This is a genomic window from Cupriavidus sp. GW821-FHT02F09 (assembly GCF_059421605.1).
This window is the reverse complement of the sequence record NZ_JBWKVH010000040.1, coordinates 36230-55391: the sequence shown is the minus strand read 5'-3', so window position 1 is coordinate 55391 and position 19162 is coordinate 36230. Positions and strand designations below refer to the sequence as shown.

The window sequence follows — 19162 nt, the reverse complement described above, 5'->3', positions numbered from 1 at the left end:
GATACCTTTGTCGCACGGACTCTCCTAAAAAAGAACCATGTGGACTCTTTATTAGGATCTGAGCATGTCGATCACAACCGTCCTGGTGTTAGTTGGCGAAGACGGTCGTTGGGCCGTGGAAACCGATGCCCCCGAAAGTCAGCGTGTCAAATACCCGTCACGAGGCGCAGCCATCTCTGCGGGCGCCAGCCAGTGATACTGGCACGACTGGAGCTAAGTGGATACCCCTTATGGATATACAGCATAGCCAGGACGTGCCCATGGATCACAAATTTTCTTGGCGTCACTACGCCAAATTAACGCCAATATCGTTTAAGTTTGTTTATAAAAAATGGGTTAGGCGATATTTCTGCTGCCGCATCACGGCACCGTCCATCACGGCAAGAGTTCTGCCACGACACCCCTCCGCCGACGCAATTCCGCCCCCTGCGGCCGCTTCGGGAGATGCGTTAGCCACGTCCCCGACTGAAGCCAAAATCCACTGGCTGCCCGATCTCAGCGCAGCAGCGTGCGCCGCGCCCCAAAAGCTTAGCGTGCTTTAAAATCCGTTTCTGAAGCGATCCCGAAAAGGACGATTACCCATTGATGCGCGGCCGCGGTTCAATGCCGAGTCGCTGGGGCTGCAACCGGCAAGGAGGACATCGACGCCACGGTCGATGCCGGTCCGGCCGCGCCAGAGAGTTTCCAGTTGTAGGGCGCCAATTCCTCGATCGGGTTAATCGGATGCAGTCCGGAGGGAAGCACTGCGTCCGCTGCGCAGCAATTCTATTCTCCAGCCGCCTAACCTGATCCACCTGTAGACCCAGTAGCCTCTTGACGTCTCTTACTGCGACACCAATATACGAGGGCGCCTCCCGTGCCCGATGCCTCATCACGACGCGTGCGTTGGGGCATGGTTAACTGATCACGGGTAACTCTCGGTTTGACGAGAAGTCCTTTGCCTGCCGCATCGACCCCATGAACGGCAAACGCGTCGTTGGCCAGATCGTCCCCGAGGCTGCGGTGGAAGCCGCAAGTCGGCATCGAGGTGCCATGATGGCGTGTCGAAACGCCATCACGACCACAGGAGGGGAAGCCCCATGCCTATTTATTGTGGAAGTCCCCTCCATTCGATGACCCCTATCAGGACCCAGGACATCTTCAAGCGTTGATTTCTCAGGGCTGCTGACCAAGTTTGTAGCACCTTCCTTGTCTTGACGGCGCCCCGTCGTGACACTTGCTGCAATCGCCGCCAAGCGGGTGCTGCTAGCGTATCGCAGGTCGTCACGGAGAAGTGGCTATACGGCCTCACCCGGATCGGGCTCCATAGCTACACCATGCGTCCATCCCGGCACGTTGATGTAATAGCGCACCGCTTTGCCCACACCGTGGCTCCACAATTGCTCGCCCATGACCATCTCCGAAAGGTCGCGTGTAGCCGTGGCCTTTGAGACGCCGGTCATCTTCATGTACTTTTCAGCGTTCAGGCCGCCCAGGAAGCCACCGTCCCCGTCGTCGAGAAGCCGCTGCAGCACCTTGCGCTGCCGCTCATGAATCCCGCTGCCCTCATACGTCTCCCAAAAGCGCCTCTTCTCGATCGCTTGGTCGATGACTTGGCTCGCGGCATGACATGCCGCCGTGCATTGGCGCGCAAACCACCGCACCCACGATGTCACGTCGGCGTCACCACGTTGAGCTTGATAGAGGGCGTCGTAATACGCCGAGCGCGAGGTCAGTAGCTGCCGCGAAAGACTGTAGAAGCGCACCGGCTGTCGCAGATGCTGTGCCATGGCCATATCAACGATGGCCCTCCCAATACGGCCGTTGCCGTCCTCAAACGGGTGAATGCTCTCGAACCATAGGTGCGCAATAGCAGCCCGAGCGAAGCCATCGATCAGCTTACTGTCCGACGTCAACGGCGAGGCCTGCGCCGGCGAGGATTCAGCAAACCACGCGAGGAAGCGCGTCATCTGCGCTGGCACGTCCTTTGATGGGGGTGCCTCGTAATGCACCACCTCACGGCCTGGCGGACCGCTTACGATTTGCATCGGATCGTCATGGTCGCGGTATCGGCCGACGGCGATTCGGTGGATGCCGGACGTGCCGCCAGGGAATAGCGCAGATTGCCAGCGGTACAAGCGGTCCTTATCCAGGGGCAGATCAAACGCTGTTGTGGCATCGCTAATGACCCCAACCAGACCATCGACATGGCGGTCGGTGGGCCCCGACGTCGCCAAGCCAAGCCGCCTCATCACTGACGACCGGACAACATCGAGCGACAGGCGCTCCCCTTCAATGGCGGCCGTGGCCACCACCTCATCGGATAGCGCATCCAGCGCGACCTGGCTGGTACTTCCAAGGCCAATGGCTATGGCCTTGCCTTCGACGACACCGTGCATGCGGTAGGCCTCCGCCAAGTCAGGCGCGATCATCTGCGCGTCATAAATGAAGTCAGGCCATTCTGCGCGGCGCCAGATCCAGGAAGAATTCGTACTCATGAGCCGCATTTTGCCATATTCGGCTCACATAGTGCGCCGCTTTTCAAGATTTTCGGCTCACGTTCGACACCACATGTGCGTTGTTTGTTGTGTCCGAGACGCTTATTATGTCAAATAATGAACATGTGAACGAATTGGGATCGAGCGGGGCACCTGATCGCGCTGAGGCCATCAACTGGCTGCAGGGCCAGGCGGAGCGCCTGCGCCGCGGCGCTCCCGACGCCAACCTGCTGTGTTGCTGCGCGTCGGCCAACTGCTGATCCTCGCCTGCGGCCCCGAGGCGCTGACCACCATTCACGGCCTCGCGCATGACGCAAGCAGCGCGCGCGAGCGCGATCGCTACCTAGCCGGGCTGATCGGCGCGCCCTGGGAAGATATCCCGGCCTGGCGAGCACTCTGACTGACGTGGGTGCCGGCGGCGTCCTGCGCCCTCGCCTGCACCGCCGCCAGTTCCGCGAGCGCCTCCTCGCCCTTCTGCCGCAGCGTGCGCTCCTGTCGAATTCGCGCAGCGCGCGGCGCTCTGTGGCGCTGGCCCGCTCCTGCGCCAAAGCGACCTGCTCGCGCATGCGTTCCGGCTCCGCCGAGAATTGGGTACATGCAGTTGCAGTAACTTCCGCTCGAGCGCATCGCTCGCCTGCAGCCGCGGCTCGTCCCGCAGGGCGGTCAGTTCACCGGCGGCGATCTCGGTTGGCGGCCTGCCACTGGAGTGTACGGCATCGGCCGCGATGCTTGTATGCGTCGGGCAAGCGCAAGGGGCGCTCCGGTCGTAGCGCGGACGCTGGGAAACAGCGCAGGCTAGCGGCACGCCATTCAGCTCGAGGCGAAAATCATCCGCACCGCTTGCGCCGCAGCCAGCATGGTGCGCACCGTCTATGGTTCGCTGCCTGCCGGCCCTGCGCCTTAGAAGCTGTTGCGAAATTAGTTCATGTAGGGTTTTAGCCTGCTCCAGCAAATCAGTGAACAGGCAAGGGACAGGAAGGCTTCGTGGACATGGGCATATCGTTCGTATCGAATCTTTAGGCGCCTGAACGAGTGGAGCCAGGCAACCGAGCGCTCTACGACCCAACGTGTCTTGCTAAGACCACTGCCGTGCGGCGAGCCAATTTTGGCCAGCACAGGCGTGATACCGCGCTTGCGCAAGCGCTGTCGGTGTGGCTCAGAGTTGTAGCCCCGGTCGCCTTGGACGATTTTCGGCTTGCGCAGAGGGCGCCCTCGCATTCCGCGAATGGGGGGAATCGCCTCGACCAGCGCATCGAGTTGCGTGATGTCGTCGCAGTTAACGCCGCTCAGGATGACCGCGAGCGGGATGCCTTGGGCGTCGACGATAAGGTGATGCTTGCTGCCGAGCTTGCGCCGGTCCGTTGGGTTCGGGCCAGTTTTTTTCCCGCCAGCATGGCGCGAACCGAGGAGCTGTCGACAATGGCGCGCGCCATGTCGAGTTGGCCGCGACGGCGCAATTCGGACAGTAGTGTCTCGTGGATGCGTTGCCAGACGCCAGCCCCCTGCCATGCAACCAGCCGCCGCCAGCATGCCTGTTCCGTCAAAAGACGAAACAGGCGGGCCGCCGTGCAAGGGGGCTTTCCCAGCCTAGCGTCAAGCTCAGGCCCCGCGATATCGGTTGCGAAGGTCGCGGATCAGGTCGTGGTTACGCAGCACCCCTTGGTACTGGCGCAGCCAGATCGTTCGATAGCCATGCCCTGACTTTCGTCAACGTCATACATCAAATATCGCCGGGGGAATTTGTGAATGGTAAAGCGCTGGCTAGTTCGAAACGCGCCATGCGCGGGCCGATAGCGATGGGGCGTTCCCTGAGCTTAAATGTCCAAAGCTGCGCCACGTCCGGAACGACGAACGAGATTCGGTCTGGTGTCCATCTCAGAGCAACCAGATGTTGGACGGCCACACCGCGCACCATCAAACTAGGGCAGGAAAAGTTGAGCGTCATCTCAATCACCTCACACGGGAAACGGGCCTCCTCGTGATGGCCATCGATATAACTCGCCTCAAGCAGTATGGATCCAGTCACGGCGGTAATCATGGGCCTGTCAGTCCTATAAGCGCCTCGGCGGGGCATTGGATTCCGTCCCACCCTCGTTGAGTGACGACGGCGACAAATCAAAGGCGTACTGCGCTCTCCGGGTTCCCAGACTGCCATTCTAGTCGCCATCGGTAACGTTACGTAGGCCGACGGGGACCGAAAACACCAGGCCTCCAGACTTCGGGGAGATTGGTAGCGGAATAGCTCACGCTGGATATCCCATCGCAAATGGGCCGACGGCCGAGAGCCCGTTCCTGTCGCCGTGCGAGGTCGCCCAATGATGTCCGCCGACCTCGTCCTGAACACGTGCTACGTCGCCGAGTCCCTCCGCCTTACCTCCTGCGTATATATTCTTGACTAGGCAGCAGGGACAGCTATCAGCGATGACACCCTTGAGTGAGAGACATGCATTCCTATCCTGTGCTAGGACGCGATCCGCATCTGTCCGAGGGTCCCATGGGGGGGATAGCCGGGACAGTCGGCAGGCGGACGTCTAGCGATACCTGCAAGTCCACAACAGCCTCGTCGCAGAAAATGCGATTGATCACCTTGACATTTCAGTTCTGGATCCTACTGCCGGTGGCTGACGCAGCTGGCCTTCCTGCTGCGTCATCGGAGATCAGTTTGCACCCCTCCGCCTGCACATTGTTTATCGACATCGTTCGCGAGAGCTTGTGATCGGAGCTTGAGGTCGAGTGCGGGGCATCGTCCCGGTGTGAGGACAAGAACATCGTGGCGAGATCGATACTGATTTACATCGACACCCAGCGACTGCGCGACGAAGACGACTGCAATACCGCGCTTGAAGCACTTGGACGGCTACGCGAATTGCCTTCACAGGACCACTAGCCGGCACCGCAATTGCGTCACGCCTCAGCGGCAGGAGGGGCCAATAGGTATAGGGGAAGCCACCTGGAGCCTCACTCAGTCAACTCGACCGAAGCCTGCCGGCCACGAGTTTCTACGAACCGTCCTATGAGGAAGGGCAACCGAAGTCCGTGCGCTGGCGGATCTGGCTCAAGGACGAGCCCGAGTTCGCCATTGCCGGCTTGTGGCGCGCTTGGCCGGGCGACGCCGGCGCCGAGGTGTTCAGCTTCACCATGCTAACCATCAACTCGGACACGCATCCGTTGATGAAGATCGAGACGCAACGGACTTTCATCGTGATCGCGTTGTCGCTAAGCTTCGTAGCTGATTCGGCAGCCTGCGGCATGCTGTCAGAGTCGGGACGCCCCGGCGTTCCGGGTGGGGTGTTTATGGACGGAACGCCATCTAATTCGGGAAGTGTGGATCCATCACAAGACTAGTGGCATCACACCAGGCACAAGCAATCCACCGACGCTAGCAAGGCATACTTCCCCCTGCCCCCTTGGCTTCACTGCAGCTAGCCACCCTGGCTACAGCGCTACCGCGCAACGCCCGACATTGCTACAAGGCCGCCGAGTCAACGGGCGGAGAGACCGTCGATGTGGTGGTCAATTGCCTGCTGAATGCGGCCAAAGGAACCTCCAAAAGCGCTGTCAAGATCGGCGAAAGGCCCAGGTGTGCCGCCAGCAACGGGTACGTTGGCGAGCGCCCCTTGAGACGTGAGGCGCACCCACAATGCGACAACGTGGAAACTGCCTGTAGGGTGGCTCTCGACATCCGCCGACATTTCAAATCCACGATACACGCCGTTCCGTCGCTCCGTCATCGCCTCCCTCCAAGGAGCCCAGGAAATGCTAGCAAGATGCCCTGCGCCCTGCTAGTTTTGCGCTGGGTACCTTTCTGGCGCTAGTGTTCAATTGTCGGCCCATTCGCCGGACGCGCTTAACTGTTCAACTCTACTCCATTGCTCCTGGAGGGTGGGGCGTTCAGCAGCGATCAATCTGGCGTTGGCCTGATCCATGGGCTCGCGCATCTGTCGGGCCAAATGAGCGACTTGAAGACCTGCGCCAACGCCGATCGCGTCGGCGACTTCCTTGGAGAAAAATTTGTCCCATTTGCGTCATAGCGGGGCAGCGGATAGAAGAATGAAGGAGCGCCTAGTTGTGCAGCGAAGCCATCAATAGCTTGGTGTCGATGGCGGCCCTTGCAAAAGCTGCGGCTTCGTCTACTGCTTCCACGTCGTTTCGGACCAGCCTGTGTTTCCGGCCATCACAGAGGAATCTGAAGGACAGGACTTCCTTCACGCTCTCGGCACAAGGAAACGCGTGATACTTAGCGATCCAAAGGCCCGTAAAGCTCTGCTCGGCAAAGGCCGTCACTTCGAAGTCGCGATACTCGAAAAATTTGGCTGACATGTGGGGGCATCGTTGTTTTTTGGCCGTGATCGTAGCACGGATCAGGCACCAAGCGCCCCGGTCATGGCCCTCGGCGCCGCTCACGCCAAACTGTACATAAATACAGTCCCAATTGGGGCACCCAACCGACGGCTGTTCCGCCGATCATCGCTCGCCCAGTCAGCTGGACCCGACCTCGCGAGCCCCCTTTCCCTGCGTGGCAGCATTCTGTTTCGTGCCATGTCGCCCGTGCGGACGCCCCTTCCCGACGCCTTCCGTGCGTGCCCCTTCTAACTTTTAGGGTGAAGTCCCGCCGCCTTCTTCCGTTATTGAACATGTCGCGGTGATTCAACCTGAGGCCATTGTTGATGGCTGCATGCACATTCAACCAATACCGCCGTTAGAATCGAAAAGTAGCCGTCGTCGATTTCCCTAGGATTTTTCGTGAGCCTCAATCATTCTGTTGCCAAGCGCCAAACCGATAGCACGCAAGCGCCAAGCCATGGCCTTTTGGATGACCGCCACTGGTTGACCCTTCCCATACAAATCAGTGCAGTGCTACTTGATCTCGCCTGGCTGAAGTGCATTGTCCGACTGAGCACGCGCGACGGCTACAAGCTCGCCACCACATTGTTGAAGGTAGACCCTGTAGCGTGTACCTTCATCTTCGACGGATGCCGCACGGACGCCGAGCGGGATTTGCTGCTGACATCTGATGAGATTGCTGTCTCCGCCATTCTGCGCGCTGTCAAGATTGACTTCGTCATCGGAAGGCCAGACCTGATCAATTATCAGGGCGGCCCGGCCTGCGCCGCAACCTTCCCCTCTCACCTCTACCATTTCGAGCGCCGTCGCCATCCCCGTGCACGACCGCAGGTCGCTATGGGTTACCGCTGCGAACTACAGGCGATGGACGACCAGCCTTTGAAGCTAGCTATCGCCGACCTCTCGCTGTCCGGTGTGGGGCTTCGCTCGAAGATTGCGAGTACGGACCGGTTTCCGGTGGGCACCATCTTGCGGAAGTGCAGGCTCGACTTTCGCAACCAGGGCGAACTGGAGTTCGATCTCCAAGTGGTCGGGCACGGTCTCACCTGGGAAGACCAGCGTACCATGCATCACATTGGCTGCACCTTTGTCGCAATCTCGCCTGGTCAACAGACCTTCCTCCAGCGGTTGGTCTACCACATTGAACTGGCGGGCCGCGAATGACCAGGCTGCGCACCAATCCAGCTCCAATCACATGTTCCCGATCCGGACCTACCAAGTGCGTACCTTCGTTCGTCAGAGACCTTGACATTGGTCGTCTGTTTAGCTACATCAGGCCTATAACGAGCCTCATGCTGTAGCTGGGCGCCGTACAGTCACGCGCCGTGGTAGGCGGGACCTCCATGGGCGCCGTAGTGGCCCATCGGTTGTCCTCGTGCTTATGCATCGGACTGTCGACTGGTACTACGGCAGGCGCGCTTAGCGGCCTGCTCACACCGCTCCCCCGCGCGATTGAGTAGCTGGACGGTATAGGTGAGCGACTCCTCGACTACGCAGGTCTTGGTCTCGATTGAGGCGCGCGGGGCAATGGCATGAAGGCCGCGCTAACGCTGCAGCATAGCTGGTGAGTGCCTCCCCGGGGCGTTCCTGGTCCTCCAGCGCCACGCCCATGTTGAAATGGAGCAACGGTTCGCTCGGCAGCTGTGAGATCAGAGCAATACAGTTCAGTCGCCTCGCCAAACCGGCGCGCGTCGCACAGCATGCAGCCCAGGTTGAGATACGGATCCAGGAATGCAGTTGGCCAGTGCCGCGAGACGCCTTCACCCTCACCAGCGCGCGGACAATCAGCCGCGTTGGGATCTTGGCGCCATGCAGCGAATTGGCACTCCGGAGAAGCACCATGTCCTGAAACGTGAAGAGGAGCTTCCGGCGCGGCCCGCGTGTGGGCGTGATGATCCCCTCAGTGACAGCCTGGTGGCCACCGAACGCGGGACGCCCAGCATCGTCTCGGCGTCCTTCAGGGTGTATGTCGGCATCGGTCCGTCACTTTGTCGCCGCTGAAGCTCGCTTGGCTGGAGCCGGCGCCGCAGTGGCACTGCTTCCCAGTCTTCTTGCTCTTGCCCACCGCTGCAGCCGCTGAGGTCGCTGCCTTCGCTCCGCCCTGTTTGCGCTGGGCTATGCTTGCGCGCAGGGCCTCCATCAGGTCTATCACTTCCGCACCCTGCCGCGGTTCACTCCGCTCCTCGCTCACAGCGATCTTCTTGTCGATCGCCGCCAGGATGCGGTCTTTCTCCTCATCCTTGTAGGCCGTGGGGTCGTACCCTTCCACCGAGTTCTGTTCGATCAGCTGTTCCGCCAAAGCCAGCTCCGCTGGCTGGACCTCAGCTTTCTCCACGTGCAGATCCAGCATCGATCGGACCTCGTCAGCATAGAGGAGTTGCTGAAACACCAGGCCCTCGTCGACCGCCCGCACGTCCGGCACGACGGAGGCACAGCAGGACAAGGTCGAGTTGCTGGTCCATGGGCGAGATGGGCAGATCCGCCTGCGCAACAGCTACGGGGACGATCCCCGCAGCGTGAAAGGGTATCGTCAAGCGGATAGGTTGCTTACCCCACAGACCAGGGCGTTTTCGTCACTCTTCTTCGGACGGCCGGATCGTATCGACCAGTGCGTGAAGTCGCGCCGCGTCCCCAGGGGCCTGGTCGCTATACGTCAGTAGGCTCCGCACCTCCGCCATCCTCCACCCAGTTCGGGGCCAAGTCACCGGAGATTGCCCGTTAATGCCTTCGTCCGCAGAACCCTTGGCGCCGGCTCGGCCTGCATCCGCTCTGCAGGACATGGTCGCAGAAAGCTGCGCGGCTTCCGGATCCCGACAATTGAGCCAGTCATCCCACTCCGGTCGCGGCACGATCACAATCCGCTTTTCCTTGCCCGGGGTGTGAAAGCGGTACATCAGCGGGTGCTTGTCCGAATTGATAGTCAGCATGGTGAAGCTGAAAACCTCGGCGCGGGCGTCGCCCGACCACGTGCACTACAAGGCAGCCGCCCTGCGGCGCTCATGATTTACCAAATTATAAAATTGGCGTATTTTAGATAATATTTTCGCTTTTTAAATAATACCTGACAGCTGCAGATTCCTTCTCGATCTGAAATACGCATCCAGCCGTTGATTCATTTTGTTCTGATCACTATAGTTAAAACTGAAACTGGAGGAGTCTTCAATGAAAAAGACCGGATTGGGTGTCGGAGTCTTGCTTGAAACGACAGGCAAAAACACGACGCGAAGGGCACTTCGCAGCTTGCGACGACCTGAACTTTTCCACCTCCTATTCCTCGCCATCGGGATACAGAACGCCCCGGCTCAGGCGGGGGATGGACACAGGGCGGCGACATTGATGTGTGAGCTGATGGATCCCAAGCAGAAGGAACTAGGTACTGTCGGAATCGTTGTTGAAATCGGTAACGGTTCAGGCTGGAATATCAGCGAGAATAGTTATGAAAAGGATGGATTCAAGATCGATCGACTTAGTCACAGTGCAACTTACAAGCCACCGGGTGGGGCGACCCTAGTAGGTTCTTGCCGAAACTACGCACCTCCGACGGAACGGTTATAGAACGGAGCGTTAATTCTAGCGGCCCGAGCGGATTCATCCCGGCCTTCCTAGAAGCTGTATGGCGCGCAGCTCCATTCCTTGAGCACGAAATAGTCGTGCTCGGGCAGTTCGATGGTGCCGGCTTCCGCGGCCACCAGGATTTGTCTGCCCACCCACGCGCCAAGCCGATTGCCGTGCAGCATGAAGAAGAACCAGGCAAACGGATGGCCAACCTTCACATCGAATCGCAGCAGTGCATCCCAGAGGTCGTACACGGTACCGCGCCGCTTATCCATGAACTCTGGCAGCTTGCGAGTCGACGTCCAAGCCGGAATCACAGTGAGGTGGCGCGACTGATCCTCCGGGTTCGCGTAGTCAGACACCTCGAACACCCAATGATCGCTAAGTACCGCACCATGCAATCCAGCGCTCGATCGCTCCCAGTCGGCGAAGAATCGCGCCAGGCGCGACTTCAGCACCCGTTGGTCCGGATGCGCATCGAAGTAGCGGATACGCTGCGCCTCCCCGGTTCGGAGATCGCGAGTGCAGATCACCGATTGCTCCAAGCCAGCTTTCCGCGCCTCGTCCAACTCGGTATCCAGGTGCAAGACTGCCGCCACATCCTCGACCTGCTCGAACTGGTAGAGGCCGAGCCATATGGCATGCGCTCATTCAGCCGCATTCCCTTGCAGCAGGTTTGCTCCAGCAGATCATCGAGTGATCTTGGCTCCGCATAGGGATCGGAGTTAAACACGGCGCGCTCGATGACATATTGGTAGCGGCTGACAATGATCTGGAAGAACGCCGCCGTGCCGATTCCGTAGGGCGCGACCAGGCAGAGGCGCTCGATCTCCGCGTCGGCCAGCCGCAGCGGGCTATTCCTATGCTTGCGCCAAACGGCTACCGGATCGTCGCCTACCGCCGCCAGTTCCGCCTTGACCCAATCGCCATATGTTCCCAGCGAAGTGCCGTCCTGGGTCACCACCAGGCGCTGCGGCGTGGCAAGGGAAAAGCCACCTCGCACATTGCCCAGACGAATGGTGTCCATGGCCATGGCGCGCCGCAATGTGGCGATCAGCTGCCTGTGATCGCGCGAGTCGGACGCGCCGGCGACGACGGTCTCGATCACATCGCGGGAAAATGGGAAAGGGGTGAGATTCAACGGCGCACCTGGTAGACGAAGACTGGCTCAAGTTTAACTGCAGACGCAGCGTGCCAGCAGGATGGGAGCCAGTCTGTAGCGCACGGTCGCTACCGTCCCCCCGAGGGGATTGCCAATTGCCGATTCTTCGCTACTATCCCAAAATACGGATTTTGGGTTCAGTACTTATCCATATTCATCACTCCGATCGCTTTCGACAGATTTTCGGCGTGGGACAGAGCTCTCTCACTCTTGGACGCTGGACAGTCACTGGCGTTGCGGCCCTTATTGTGATGGCTATTCATGTCGGCGCTGATACGAGCCACTACCAAGTAGCTTCGCCGGACGGCCGTGCGCGGAACTCTGATACAGATCACTGGTATCTCACCCTCGAGCCCGTCGCGCAGGATGAACTGGTCCCGCGCGAGCAAGCCCCTTGCTAAGGACTTAATCGCAAGGAAAGTTCCTGGGATCGTGCTAGTCAATACGCTAATTCCATCGCCACGCTCATCTGGAATTCATGTAGGATAAGCCATTTTCCCAACGGAGAAGTTAGATGGCGACTTACAAGCAGCTATTGGCAGAGAAAGAGAAAATCGAAGCTCAGCTGGTCGAAATCCGCACCGCTGAGGTTGCTGACGTGATCGAGAAAGTCCGCGCTCTGATGGCAGAGTACGAACTCACGGCCGAAGACATTGCACCAAAACGCCGCCGCGGCAGGCCCGCAGGCGTGAGCGCGAAGGCCGCTGCCGCCCCGCACACAGCATTGCCCCCGAAATATCAGGATCCCAAGACTGGCGCGACCTGGTCAGGCCGCGGCCGCGCTCCGGCCTGGATCGGGAAAAATCGGGACAAGTTCCTGATTCCTGAGGCCTAACCGGAGCGGGCACCCGCCCTTGGACGGATGAGTGGCGGCATCCGTCCACAGCCCGTCCAGACTGTTTACGGAAGCGCGTGTGCAGCGATTCGCGCGGCCGTCCCATGGCCGCCAGACAGCCCGCACCGCCCCTCCAAGGCCTTGCGCCAATGCGGTTGAGCGAGAGTCGCACGTCACTGACGGCCTGGCTTGGCGCTTCGAGCTGAAGTTCAAATACGTACCCGGCCCGTTACTTTTCCCCAACACCTCCGCCACGTAGTAGCCAATGTGTTTGACGAAGAGGGTCGTTGCAATTGGGTCCGTTGCTATCCTTGCGACCGTCGGCAAGAGCCGACCGCCTCACGACTGACTTAAGTCGCATACCGGCTTCTCCCGTGCGGGGATTCGTCAGGGTGACATTCTCTAGCGCCTTGATTCGCCACTCGCCAACCTGTCGCGTCGGCACGGCAAGGATCAGCGTGCGGGCCCGCCGGATGAGCCGCACCGATCGTGAGGCGGCTCCAGAAGTGAATGACCGCCGCATCGTTGCCGATGGGGATCACGTCGATCAGCTCCTTATCCAGCGTGGAATCGCTGTAGATAGCCGAGTTGATCCTTGCCTTGCAGCGCGATGGGGGGCGCCTGGCCGATGGGGTCTGGAAGGTCCAGAGCCCGAGACCCGCGCGGCCACAGCCGACTTGATTTCGGCATTGCCCAGCATCACCTGAACGTACTCGTCGTCACCCTTGCACATCTCGGGGTGGGCCGGGATCAGCGGGTACTTCAGGGCCTCGCCCAACGGCACACCCTCCTCCCGGAACAGCGTGATGCCCGCGTTTACCCAGCGGTGCCGGGCCGGCGCAGCACCTCCAGGCGCCGGCCGTGGGCCGCGACCACCTCCCGAGGATCGCGGTCTGGCATGGCCTGCCCGCGCATGATTGCCAGATGATGATCGGCACGGTAGGGGCTTTTCGACCGCGTGAAGGAATCCCGCGAGTCTGTGCAGGCGATCAGGCGCGACTGGCGGGGAATCGGAACGCCCGCGCCGCGCTGGCCCTCAAATACGACGACCCAGACAAGCCCGCACCCCTGCGACCAGACCTCGCGCCGGGGAAGTCCGCTTTCGGCATCCATGTCGAACAGGATTAGCGTGCACCGATATCAACCCGCTCGGCGAGGAAGTTCAGGAAGGCACGCACGCGCAGCGGCAGGTAGCCGCCTTGTCCGACAAACACAGCATGGACTTCCTCGACATCGCCCGAATTGAAATCTTCGAGCACCGGCAGCAACCGGCCAGCGGCAATGTCTTCGCGTACTTGGAGGGCGGCTAGGCGAGCGAGACCCACGCCGGCCAACGCCAGACGGTGCAGCGCTTCACCATCGCTGGCCTGTGCGTTGCCGGTCACGGGAACCACGATATCCCCACCATCGTGCCGCAGCGGCCAACCGGGCCGAGCACGCACGTAGTTGGCTCCCTGGCGATTGTGTTGAGCCAGCTCGTCCGGCGTAGCCGGGGTGCCATTGCGCGCCAGATAGTCGGACGCGCCGACGATGACCATGCGAGTCTGGCCCAGCTTGCGCGCCATCACGTTGGAGCTTTTGAGCAGGCCTGCACGCACAGCCACATCGGTGCGCTGCTCCAGGATGTCGATGACTTCATCGGTCAGCGGGATGTCCAGCGTCATGTCGGGATGGCGGTCCAGGAATTCCGAAGCGAGTGGCAGTAGGAAATGATGGCCGAAGGGTACGTTGGCGTTTACCCGCGGTCGCCCGCGCGGCGCCGCGTGCGCGCTGGCGCAGCGCTCCGCTTCATCCAGATCGGCCAGCAAGCGCACACCGCGCTCGTAGAAGGCGCAGCCCTCGGGAGTGAGCTGGAGCTGTCGCGTCGAGCGGTTGATCAACCGTGTCCCAAGACGCTGCGCCATGCGCGAGATCAGCTTGCTGACCGCCGATGGCGTCATCCCGCAGGCGCGGGCAGCGGCCGAGAATCCGCCCAGTTCGATGACGCGCATGAACACTTCTAGTTCGCCGGATCGGTTGACTTCCAGGCGAGCCATGACAGCCTCCTTGATGAATTCAAGTCACAAATGTTTTTCCGCGAGATAGTCTATTCCAATTACGGCGTTGAATTCATTATTCAGCCCTACATAGGCATTGAATTCACTGACATGAAAAACATCTCAAAATCCTCAGCCACAGCGATGCTGGCCCTTGCACTGATAGCCGGCGCATCCTTTCCCGCCGTCCATGCGGTTGCTACCACGTCCACTTGGGTAGCCACGTGGGGCGCCAGTCCGCAGCCGGTCTGGGGATCGGACTTCCTGTTTCCCACCAACGTCCCGACCGTGCTGCGCGACCAGACCGTGCGCCAAGTGGTGCGCGTCAGCCTGGGCGGGCCGCGCGTGCGCATCGTGTTATCCAACGCTTATGGCCGGCAGCCACTCGCCGTGGGCAAGGCCACGGTCGCACGGCCCGTGACGGGCGGCACGATCGTTGCGGACAGCCTGCGCACCGTGACCTTTGGTGGGCGGGAGGCGGCGACGATCCTGCCTGGCGCGTCGTTGGTCAGCGACCCTGTTGCGTTGCCCCTCGCCGCGCTGGAACAGCTTGCAGTGAGCCTGTATCTGGCGGAAGAAACACCGGTAAGCACCTTTCACTGGGACGGCCGCCAGACCGGCTGGATCGTCTCCGGCGACCAGACCATGGCCTCGGCACTCAAGACGAAAAAAAGCTCCACACAGAGCACAACGGCACGCCCGCTGCTGGTGGGAATTCAAGTCGAAGCCGTACAATCGGCGGGCGCGATCGTCGTGATCGGCGACTCCATTACTGACGGTGCCACCGCCAGCCTGGACAAGGACAGCCGCTGGCCGGACTTCCTGGCCGCTCGCCTGGCCCCGCATGGTGTGGCCGTCATCAATGCCGGCATTTCCGGCGCACGCTTGCTATCCGACGGCATGGGTGTCAATGCGCTGGCGCGGCTGGAGCGCGACGCGCTGGCCCAGCCAGGCGTGCAAAGCATCATCGTGATGCTGGGCATCAACGATATCGCCTGGCCAGGCACGGCATTTGCGCCATCAAGTCCTCGGCCGACGCTGGATGGGTTGATGGCGGGGTATCGGCAGTTGGTCGAACAGGCGCGCAGCCGTGGCGTGCGGGTGATCGGCGCAACCCTCACGCCGTTCGAGGGTGCGTTGCCCGGTACGCCACTGGACAACTACTACCACGTCGACAAGGACGCCTTGCGCCGGCAGGTGAACGACTGGATTCGCACCAGCGGCGTGTTCGATGCAGTGATCGACTTCGATGCGGTACTGCGCGACCCCGCCCATCCCGTTCGTATCGGGTCGCGCTTCGACTCCGGCGACCGGCTGCATCCCGGAGATGAAGGCAATCACGCGATGGCCGAAGCCATCGATCTTAAAACCTTGCTGCCAGACCTCGGCGCTTCCGCCGAAGTCACACCGACGACCTCATGGGAGCGCTGAATCATGTTGTTCACCCCGTACCGCATGGGCAACTTGGAATTGCCCAATCGCATCGTTATGCCACCGATGACCCGCTCGCGCGCGGGCTCCGGAAACATCCGCCAAGCTTGAGCATAAGCCTCGGACGCTCATTCGCCAGAGCGCTCTTCTCCAAGAAGCGTCAAAGTGCCCTATTACCGCTCGGGCGTGGGGGTAGTTGTTGCTGGCCTGATCTGAGGTCGTCAAGGACCGCCCTCGCTCGGCCAATCCATGCTCAATGTCAACCGTCACGCCGGCCTGGGCGCATCGTCCGCGTTGACGCGCTGCGCGCCCGTCTCCGCCTCCAGGAATCTCGCGATTTTCCAAACGAGGCTTCGGTCGCCACACTGCGTAGCTGGTAGGTAGGCGAGTTGTTATTTTCTCAGCCGGACCGCGTGGGACACGTCGGGCCTGAGCGGCGTGCTGATTGACGAGCCCGTGTGGCGCTCATCGGCTGTATTAGCTTGTGCCCGTCGCTCGTGGGACAACCCACGTTCAAAATCCGGGACGTACTGCGGATAGCCAACTTCCATGCGGTATTCAATCCACGCGAGGGCAAGATCCAAAGCGCCGTCGGTTACGTTTTGGGCAGCCATACGAGCGCACGCCACGCCCAAGCTGTGGGCGGTACCGGAATTCATGGGTACTTGTTTGCTTTTTGACAAGGTGCCTCCTGCGGGTTGGTGGAGGTCGGCAGGCCAGTTGGAAGAACACACCTTTTGGAGCCTGCGACTATTTCTGCGCCGTCGACGCGCTCCCCAAAAGTTCGCAGATTTCCGAAAAACACAGAGAAAGCTGAGAGAAAAAATACGTAAAAATAGCTATCAATGCGTAAATATGTGATTCCTCCCCAATGACCAACAATCATGGCTTAGACAAGCGTCGCAAGCTGCACTCAGCGCAACCTAAACCGGAAAGAATACACATTTTCAGGAGATCACAATTCTATGTAGCCGCCCTCAATTCACACTTTCGAAATTCCCGGAACTCCCAAAAATCCAGAAAAGCGGAACAGAGGGCCGCGCCGGAAAAGTTGAAACGAGAATGCGGCCAACAGTCAAGTTCCCCTGGCACAGGCGAGCGCGATCCAGGCTGCCTGCTATTACGATGTAGGTCAGCAGAAGGAACTGCATGGCACGTCGCGACAGCAACGCATACGACGCTGCCTACGCGACGAATGCCTCGGATGCTTGCGCAGCTAGGAAGTAGAACCCGGCCCGAGAATAATAGGCAGCCCAGCCAAGGCGCCCCGACAAGCGGCCCGAATACGCCCACCGCCCAAGAGACGGCAATCACCACGACCGCCGTGGCGACCATTCTTATCTCCATTGCTTCAAGCGGGATTTGGGGAAAATTGATGCGAGCATCGTCATCTCTGTCTCTGTGACGCCGCACACGGACTATGCGGCATCTTCGCGCGCCTCGATGCGAGGCACGGGTGCATCCATGCCCCCGCGCCTTCACAACTCGATGATGAACGATCCGATTGTTCTTGACTCGCCAGAACCGATATCGTACATTATCTGGAATGATCGTTCCAGTATGATGGATTGCCATGCGTACCAAAGAATTCGAACCTGATGAAATCGCTGATGCCGCCATGCGCGTGTTCTGGGAGCGTGGCTATGCCGCAACCTCGATGCAAGATCTTGTCGAAGGCACCGGTCTATCTCGCAGCAGCATTTACAGCACTTTCGAGAACAAACAAGGACTCTATCAGCAAGCACTGCGCCGCTACCAGGCCGTGACTACGTCCAATGTGGAGTTGTTGGCTGGTCCTGGCTCCGTCAAGGATTTGGTCCGGCAGTTGCTGATGCGCATCGTGGAGGATGAGTTGGGCGATCCGCAGCGGCGGGGCTGCCTCGTTGCCAATGCGACACTAGAACTGGCAGGCCATGATGACGCGGTCGCCGAACTGGTGGCACACAATTTCCAGCGTCTGCAGAGGGCACTGGAAAAACTGATCGTCCGGGGACAGCAATCGGGCGAGGTCGCCGCCGAGAAGAGCCCGCGTGCGCTGGCCCGTTTCTTCGTCAACACCATGCAAGGGCTGCGGGTATTGAGCAAAGGCAGTCCCGCGCAGCAACGTCGCCATTGCCTACTGGATGTGATCGACGTGGCGCTCGACACGCTGTAGCGCCCACCCGGCATCCCGGCGCATCGGTGCGCGCCGAGATGCCGGGTTTTTGTTTGGCCAAAATTGGAATGATCGTTCCCATTAGAAGTTCTTCATCCACCATCAAGAGGAGTTCACATGAGCACTGGCCAAAGCATCACCATCGCTGTCCTCGGCACCGGCCTGATCGGCGCCCCCGTTGCGCGTAACCTGCACAAGCAGGGGTTCAGAGTGCATGCCTGGAATCGCACCGCCGCCAAGGCACAGGCTCTGGTGGCCGATGGCATCCTGGCATTCGACAGCCCGGCCGATGCACTGCGTGGTGCCGACATCATCGTGACCGTGCTCAAAGACGGCCCCAGCGTCCAGGAAGCCCTGCAGGCCGCCGCACCGGCCTTGAACAAGGGAGCCATCTGGCTGCAACTGAGCACGGTCGGCATCGAGAGCATCGAAACCCTGTCGGCATTGGCCGAACAGCATGGGCTGGTCTTCTATGACGCCCCCGTGCAGGGCACCCGTCAGCCGGCCGAACTGGCGCAACTCATCATTCTGGCGTCCGGTCCGGTCGAACAGCGTGCAGCCGCGCAGCCCGTCTTCGACGCCATCGGCAAGCGCACGCTGTGGGTATCGGAGCAAACGGGTGCCAGCAGCCGCCTGAAGCTCGCGCTCAACAACTGGGCCTTTGCACTGACCCACGGCCTAGCCGAGAGCCTGGCGCTTGCCAAGGGGCTGGGCGTCGATCCGGCGCTGGTGGTGGATGTGGTCACGGGCGGGCCGATGGACAGCGGCTATTTCCAGGCCAAGGCCGCCGCCATCCTGGCCGAGAACTACACCGCCAATTTCTCCATCGTCAATGCGGTGAAGGATGCCCGGCTGGTGGTCGATGCCGCCGCCCAGGCCGGCGTGCAGGTAGATGCGGCGCAGGCCGGGCTCTGGCGCTTCGAGCGTGCGCTGGAAGCCGGGCACGGTGACAAGGACATGGCGGCGTCCTATCTCGCATGACCTGCATGGGAACGACAACAGCAAGAGCATCCACGATCATGAAACGTCCACAGCAACATCTGCGGCAACCACTGAGGGGCTACCCGTCTGGTTCGCGATGACAGGCTTCCTCGCCATCATGATCGAGACCACGCCGGCGGGCCTGCTGCCGCAGGTCGGCCAGGGCCTGGACGTTTCCTAAGCCCT

18 protein-coding genes and 2 pseudogenes are annotated in these 19162 nt (G+C 60.5%); 10 read left to right on the top strand and 10 right to left on the bottom strand.

Annotation, left to right across the window (positions count from 1 at the left end; translation table 11 throughout):
• Window positions 1-1277: 1277 nt before the first annotated feature.
• On the bottom strand, window positions 1278-2477 hold the full coding sequence (locus tag AC07XB_RS30835) for a Fic family protein (protein ID WP_492831176.1): 1200 nt from the start codon (window positions 2475-2477) through the stop codon (window positions 1278-1280).
• A gap of 232 nt (window positions 2478-2709) precedes the next feature.
• Here AC07XB_RS30835 and AC07XB_RS30830 point away from each other — a divergent pair, with 232 nt between their 5' ends.
• Entirely contained in the window at window positions 2710-2877 is a 168-nt protein-coding gene (locus AC07XB_RS30830) for a hypothetical protein (protein WP_492831177.1), read from the top strand.
• A gap of 518 nt (window positions 2878-3395) precedes the next feature.
• Here the strand turns inward: AC07XB_RS30830 and AC07XB_RS30825 are convergent.
• Both AC07XB_RS30825 and AC07XB_RS30820 read right to left on the bottom strand, forming a co-directional pair.
• Window positions 3396-4006: pseudogene (locus AC07XB_RS30825) on the bottom strand (IS5 family transposase); the annotation flags it as partial.
• A gap of 191 nt (window positions 4007-4197) precedes the next feature.
• Window positions 4198-4515, bottom strand: a complete 318-nt coding sequence (locus tag AC07XB_RS30820; protein ID WP_492831178.1) for a hypothetical protein — start codon at window positions 4513-4515, stop codon at window positions 4198-4200.
• A gap of 944 nt (window positions 4516-5459) precedes the next feature.
• Between AC07XB_RS30820 and AC07XB_RS30815 the strand changes: the two genes are divergently transcribed.
• Window positions 5460-5822 (top strand): SOS response-associated peptidase family protein, encoded by a 363-nt coding sequence (locus AC07XB_RS30815; RefSeq protein WP_492831223.1) that lies wholly within the window; start codon window positions 5460-5462, stop codon window positions 5820-5822.
• 717 nt (window positions 5823-6539) lie between these two features.
• Here the strand turns inward: AC07XB_RS30815 and AC07XB_RS30810 are convergent.
• Entirely contained in the window at window positions 6540-6797 is a 258-nt protein-coding gene (locus AC07XB_RS30810) for a hypothetical protein (protein ID WP_492831179.1), read from the bottom strand.
• Between the two features lie 423 nt (window positions 6798-7220).
• Here AC07XB_RS30810 and AC07XB_RS30805 point away from each other — a divergent pair, with 423 nt between their 5' ends.
• Window positions 7221-7985 carry a flagellar brake protein gene (locus tag AC07XB_RS30805; protein ID WP_492831180.1) on the top strand — a complete coding sequence of 255 codons (765 nt, stop codon included), beginning with the start codon at window positions 7221-7223 and terminating at the stop codon, window positions 7983-7985.
• 793 nt (window positions 7986-8778) lie between these two features.
• Here AC07XB_RS30805 and AC07XB_RS30800 read toward each other — a convergent pair.
• Window positions 8779-9264: a hypothetical protein gene (locus AC07XB_RS30800; protein WP_492831181.1), complete on the bottom strand. Its 486-nt coding sequence runs from the start codon at window positions 9262-9264 to the stop codon at window positions 8779-8781.
• Window positions 9265-9271: 7 nt separating this feature from the next.
• Here AC07XB_RS30800 and AC07XB_RS30795 point away from each other — a divergent pair, with 7 nt between their 5' ends.
• Complete coding sequence (locus AC07XB_RS30795) at window positions 9272-9481, top strand: hypothetical protein (RefSeq protein WP_492831182.1); 210 nt, start codon at window positions 9272-9274, stop codon at window positions 9479-9481.
• Between the two features lie 41 nt (window positions 9482-9522).
• Here the strand turns inward: AC07XB_RS30795 and AC07XB_RS30790 are convergent.
• Window positions 9523-9757: pseudogene (locus AC07XB_RS30790) on the bottom strand (hypothetical protein); the annotation flags it as partial.
• Between the two features lie 226 nt (window positions 9758-9983).
• Between AC07XB_RS30790 and AC07XB_RS30785 the strand changes: the two are divergent.
• Window positions 9984-10376: a hypothetical protein gene (locus AC07XB_RS30785; protein ID WP_492831183.1), complete on the top strand. Its 393-nt coding sequence runs from the start codon at window positions 9984-9986 to the stop codon at window positions 10374-10376.
• Window positions 10377-10423: 47 nt separating this feature from the next.
• On the opposite strand, the gene AC07XB_RS30780 is transcribed toward AC07XB_RS30785, so the two are convergent.
• A complete protein-coding gene (locus tag AC07XB_RS30780; protein WP_493688102.1) occupies window positions 10424-10909 on the bottom strand; it encodes a hypothetical protein in 486 nt (161 codons plus the stop codon).
• The gene (locus AC07XB_RS30775; RefSeq protein WP_492831185.1) at window positions 10906-11517 is read right to left on the bottom strand and encodes a hypothetical protein; all 612 of its coding nucleotides are present in this window, start codon (window positions 11515-11517) and stop codon (window positions 10906-10908) included. Before AC07XB_RS30775 ends, AC07XB_RS30780 begins: the two co-directional genes overlap by 4 nt.
• A gap of 535 nt (window positions 11518-12052) precedes the next feature.
• On the opposite strand from AC07XB_RS30775, the gene AC07XB_RS30770 reads away from it, so the two are divergent.
• Complete coding sequence (locus AC07XB_RS30770) at window positions 12053-12373, top strand: H-NS histone family protein (protein ID WP_492831186.1); 321 nt, start codon at window positions 12053-12055, stop codon at window positions 12371-12373.
• Between the two features lie 816 nt (window positions 12374-13189).
• On the opposite strand, the gene AC07XB_RS30765 is transcribed toward AC07XB_RS30770, so the two are convergent.
• Complete coding sequence (locus AC07XB_RS30765) at window positions 13190-13486, bottom strand: hypothetical protein (protein WP_492831227.1); 297 nt, start codon at window positions 13484-13486, stop codon at window positions 13190-13192.
• A gap of 11 nt (window positions 13487-13497) precedes the next feature.
• Window positions 13498-14409 carry a LysR family transcriptional regulator gene (locus AC07XB_RS30760; protein WP_492831187.1) on the bottom strand — a complete coding sequence of 304 codons (912 nt, stop codon included), beginning with the start codon at window positions 14407-14409 and terminating at the stop codon, window positions 13498-13500.
• A 144-nt stretch (window positions 14410-14553) separates the two neighbouring features.
• On the opposite strand from AC07XB_RS30760, the gene AC07XB_RS30755 reads away from it, so the two are divergent.
• The 4 genes from AC07XB_RS30755 to AC07XB_RS30740 all read left to right on the top strand — a co-directional run bounded on the left by AC07XB_RS30755 (window position 14554) and on the right by AC07XB_RS30740 (window position 19157).
• Window positions 14554-15840 carry an SGNH/GDSL hydrolase family protein gene (locus AC07XB_RS30755; protein ID WP_492831224.1) on the top strand — a complete coding sequence of 429 codons (1287 nt, stop codon included), beginning with the start codon at window positions 14554-14556 and terminating at the stop codon, window positions 15838-15840.
• A gap of 1573 nt (window positions 15841-17413) precedes the next feature.
• Entirely contained in the window at window positions 17414-17995 is a 582-nt protein-coding gene (locus tag AC07XB_RS30750; protein ID WP_492831188.1) for a TetR/AcrR family transcriptional regulator, read from the top strand.
• Between the two features lie 117 nt (window positions 17996-18112).
• Window positions 18113-18976 carry an NAD(P)-dependent oxidoreductase gene (locus AC07XB_RS30745; RefSeq protein ID WP_492831189.1) on the top strand — a complete coding sequence of 288 codons (864 nt, stop codon included), beginning with the start codon at window positions 18113-18115 and terminating at the stop codon, window positions 18974-18976.
• The gene (locus tag AC07XB_RS30740; protein WP_492831190.1) at window positions 18942-19157 is read left to right on the top strand and encodes a hypothetical protein; all 216 of its coding nucleotides are present in this window, start codon (window positions 18942-18944) and stop codon (window positions 19155-19157) included. Before AC07XB_RS30745 ends, AC07XB_RS30740 begins: the two co-directional genes overlap by 35 nt.
• Window positions 19158-19162 lie beyond the last annotated feature (5 nt).

Excerpts from the sequence above, each read along its gene's own strand:
- AC07XB_RS30835 (WP_492831176.1), bottom strand. The coding sequence starts at position 2,477 with ATGAGTACGAATTCTTCCTGGATCTGGCGCCGCGCAGAATGGCCTGAC.
- AC07XB_RS30820 (WP_492831178.1), bottom strand. The coding sequence starts at position 4,515 with ATGATTACCGCCGTGACTGGATCCATACTGCTTGAGGCGAGTTATATC.
- AC07XB_RS30810 (WP_492831179.1), bottom strand. The coding sequence starts at position 6,797 with ATGTCAGCCAAATTTTTCGAGTATCGCGACTTCGAAGTGACGGCCTTT.
- AC07XB_RS30785 (WP_492831183.1), top strand. The coding sequence starts at position 9,984 with ATGAAAAAGACCGGATTGGGTGTCGGAGTCTTGCTTGAAACGACAGGC.
- AC07XB_RS30770 (WP_492831186.1), top strand. The coding sequence starts at position 12,053 with ATGGCGACTTACAAGCAGCTATTGGCAGAGAAAGAGAAAATCGAAGCT.
- AC07XB_RS30765 (WP_492831227.1), bottom strand. The coding sequence starts at position 13,486 with ATGGATGCCGAAAGCGGACTTCCCCGGCGCGAGGTCTGGTCGCAGGGG.
- AC07XB_RS30760 (WP_492831187.1), bottom strand. The coding sequence starts at position 14,409 with ATGGCTCGCCTGGAAGTCAACCGATCCGGCGAACTAGAAGTGTTCATG.
- AC07XB_RS30755 (WP_492831224.1), top strand. The coding sequence starts at position 14,554 with ATGCTGGCCCTTGCACTGATAGCCGGCGCATCCTTTCCCGCCGTCCAT.
- AC07XB_RS30750 (WP_492831188.1), top strand. The coding sequence starts at position 17,414 with ATGCGTACCAAAGAATTCGAACCTGATGAAATCGCTGATGCCGCCATG.
- AC07XB_RS30745 (WP_492831189.1), top strand. The coding sequence starts at position 18,113 with ATGAGCACTGGCCAAAGCATCACCATCGCTGTCCTCGGCACCGGCCTG.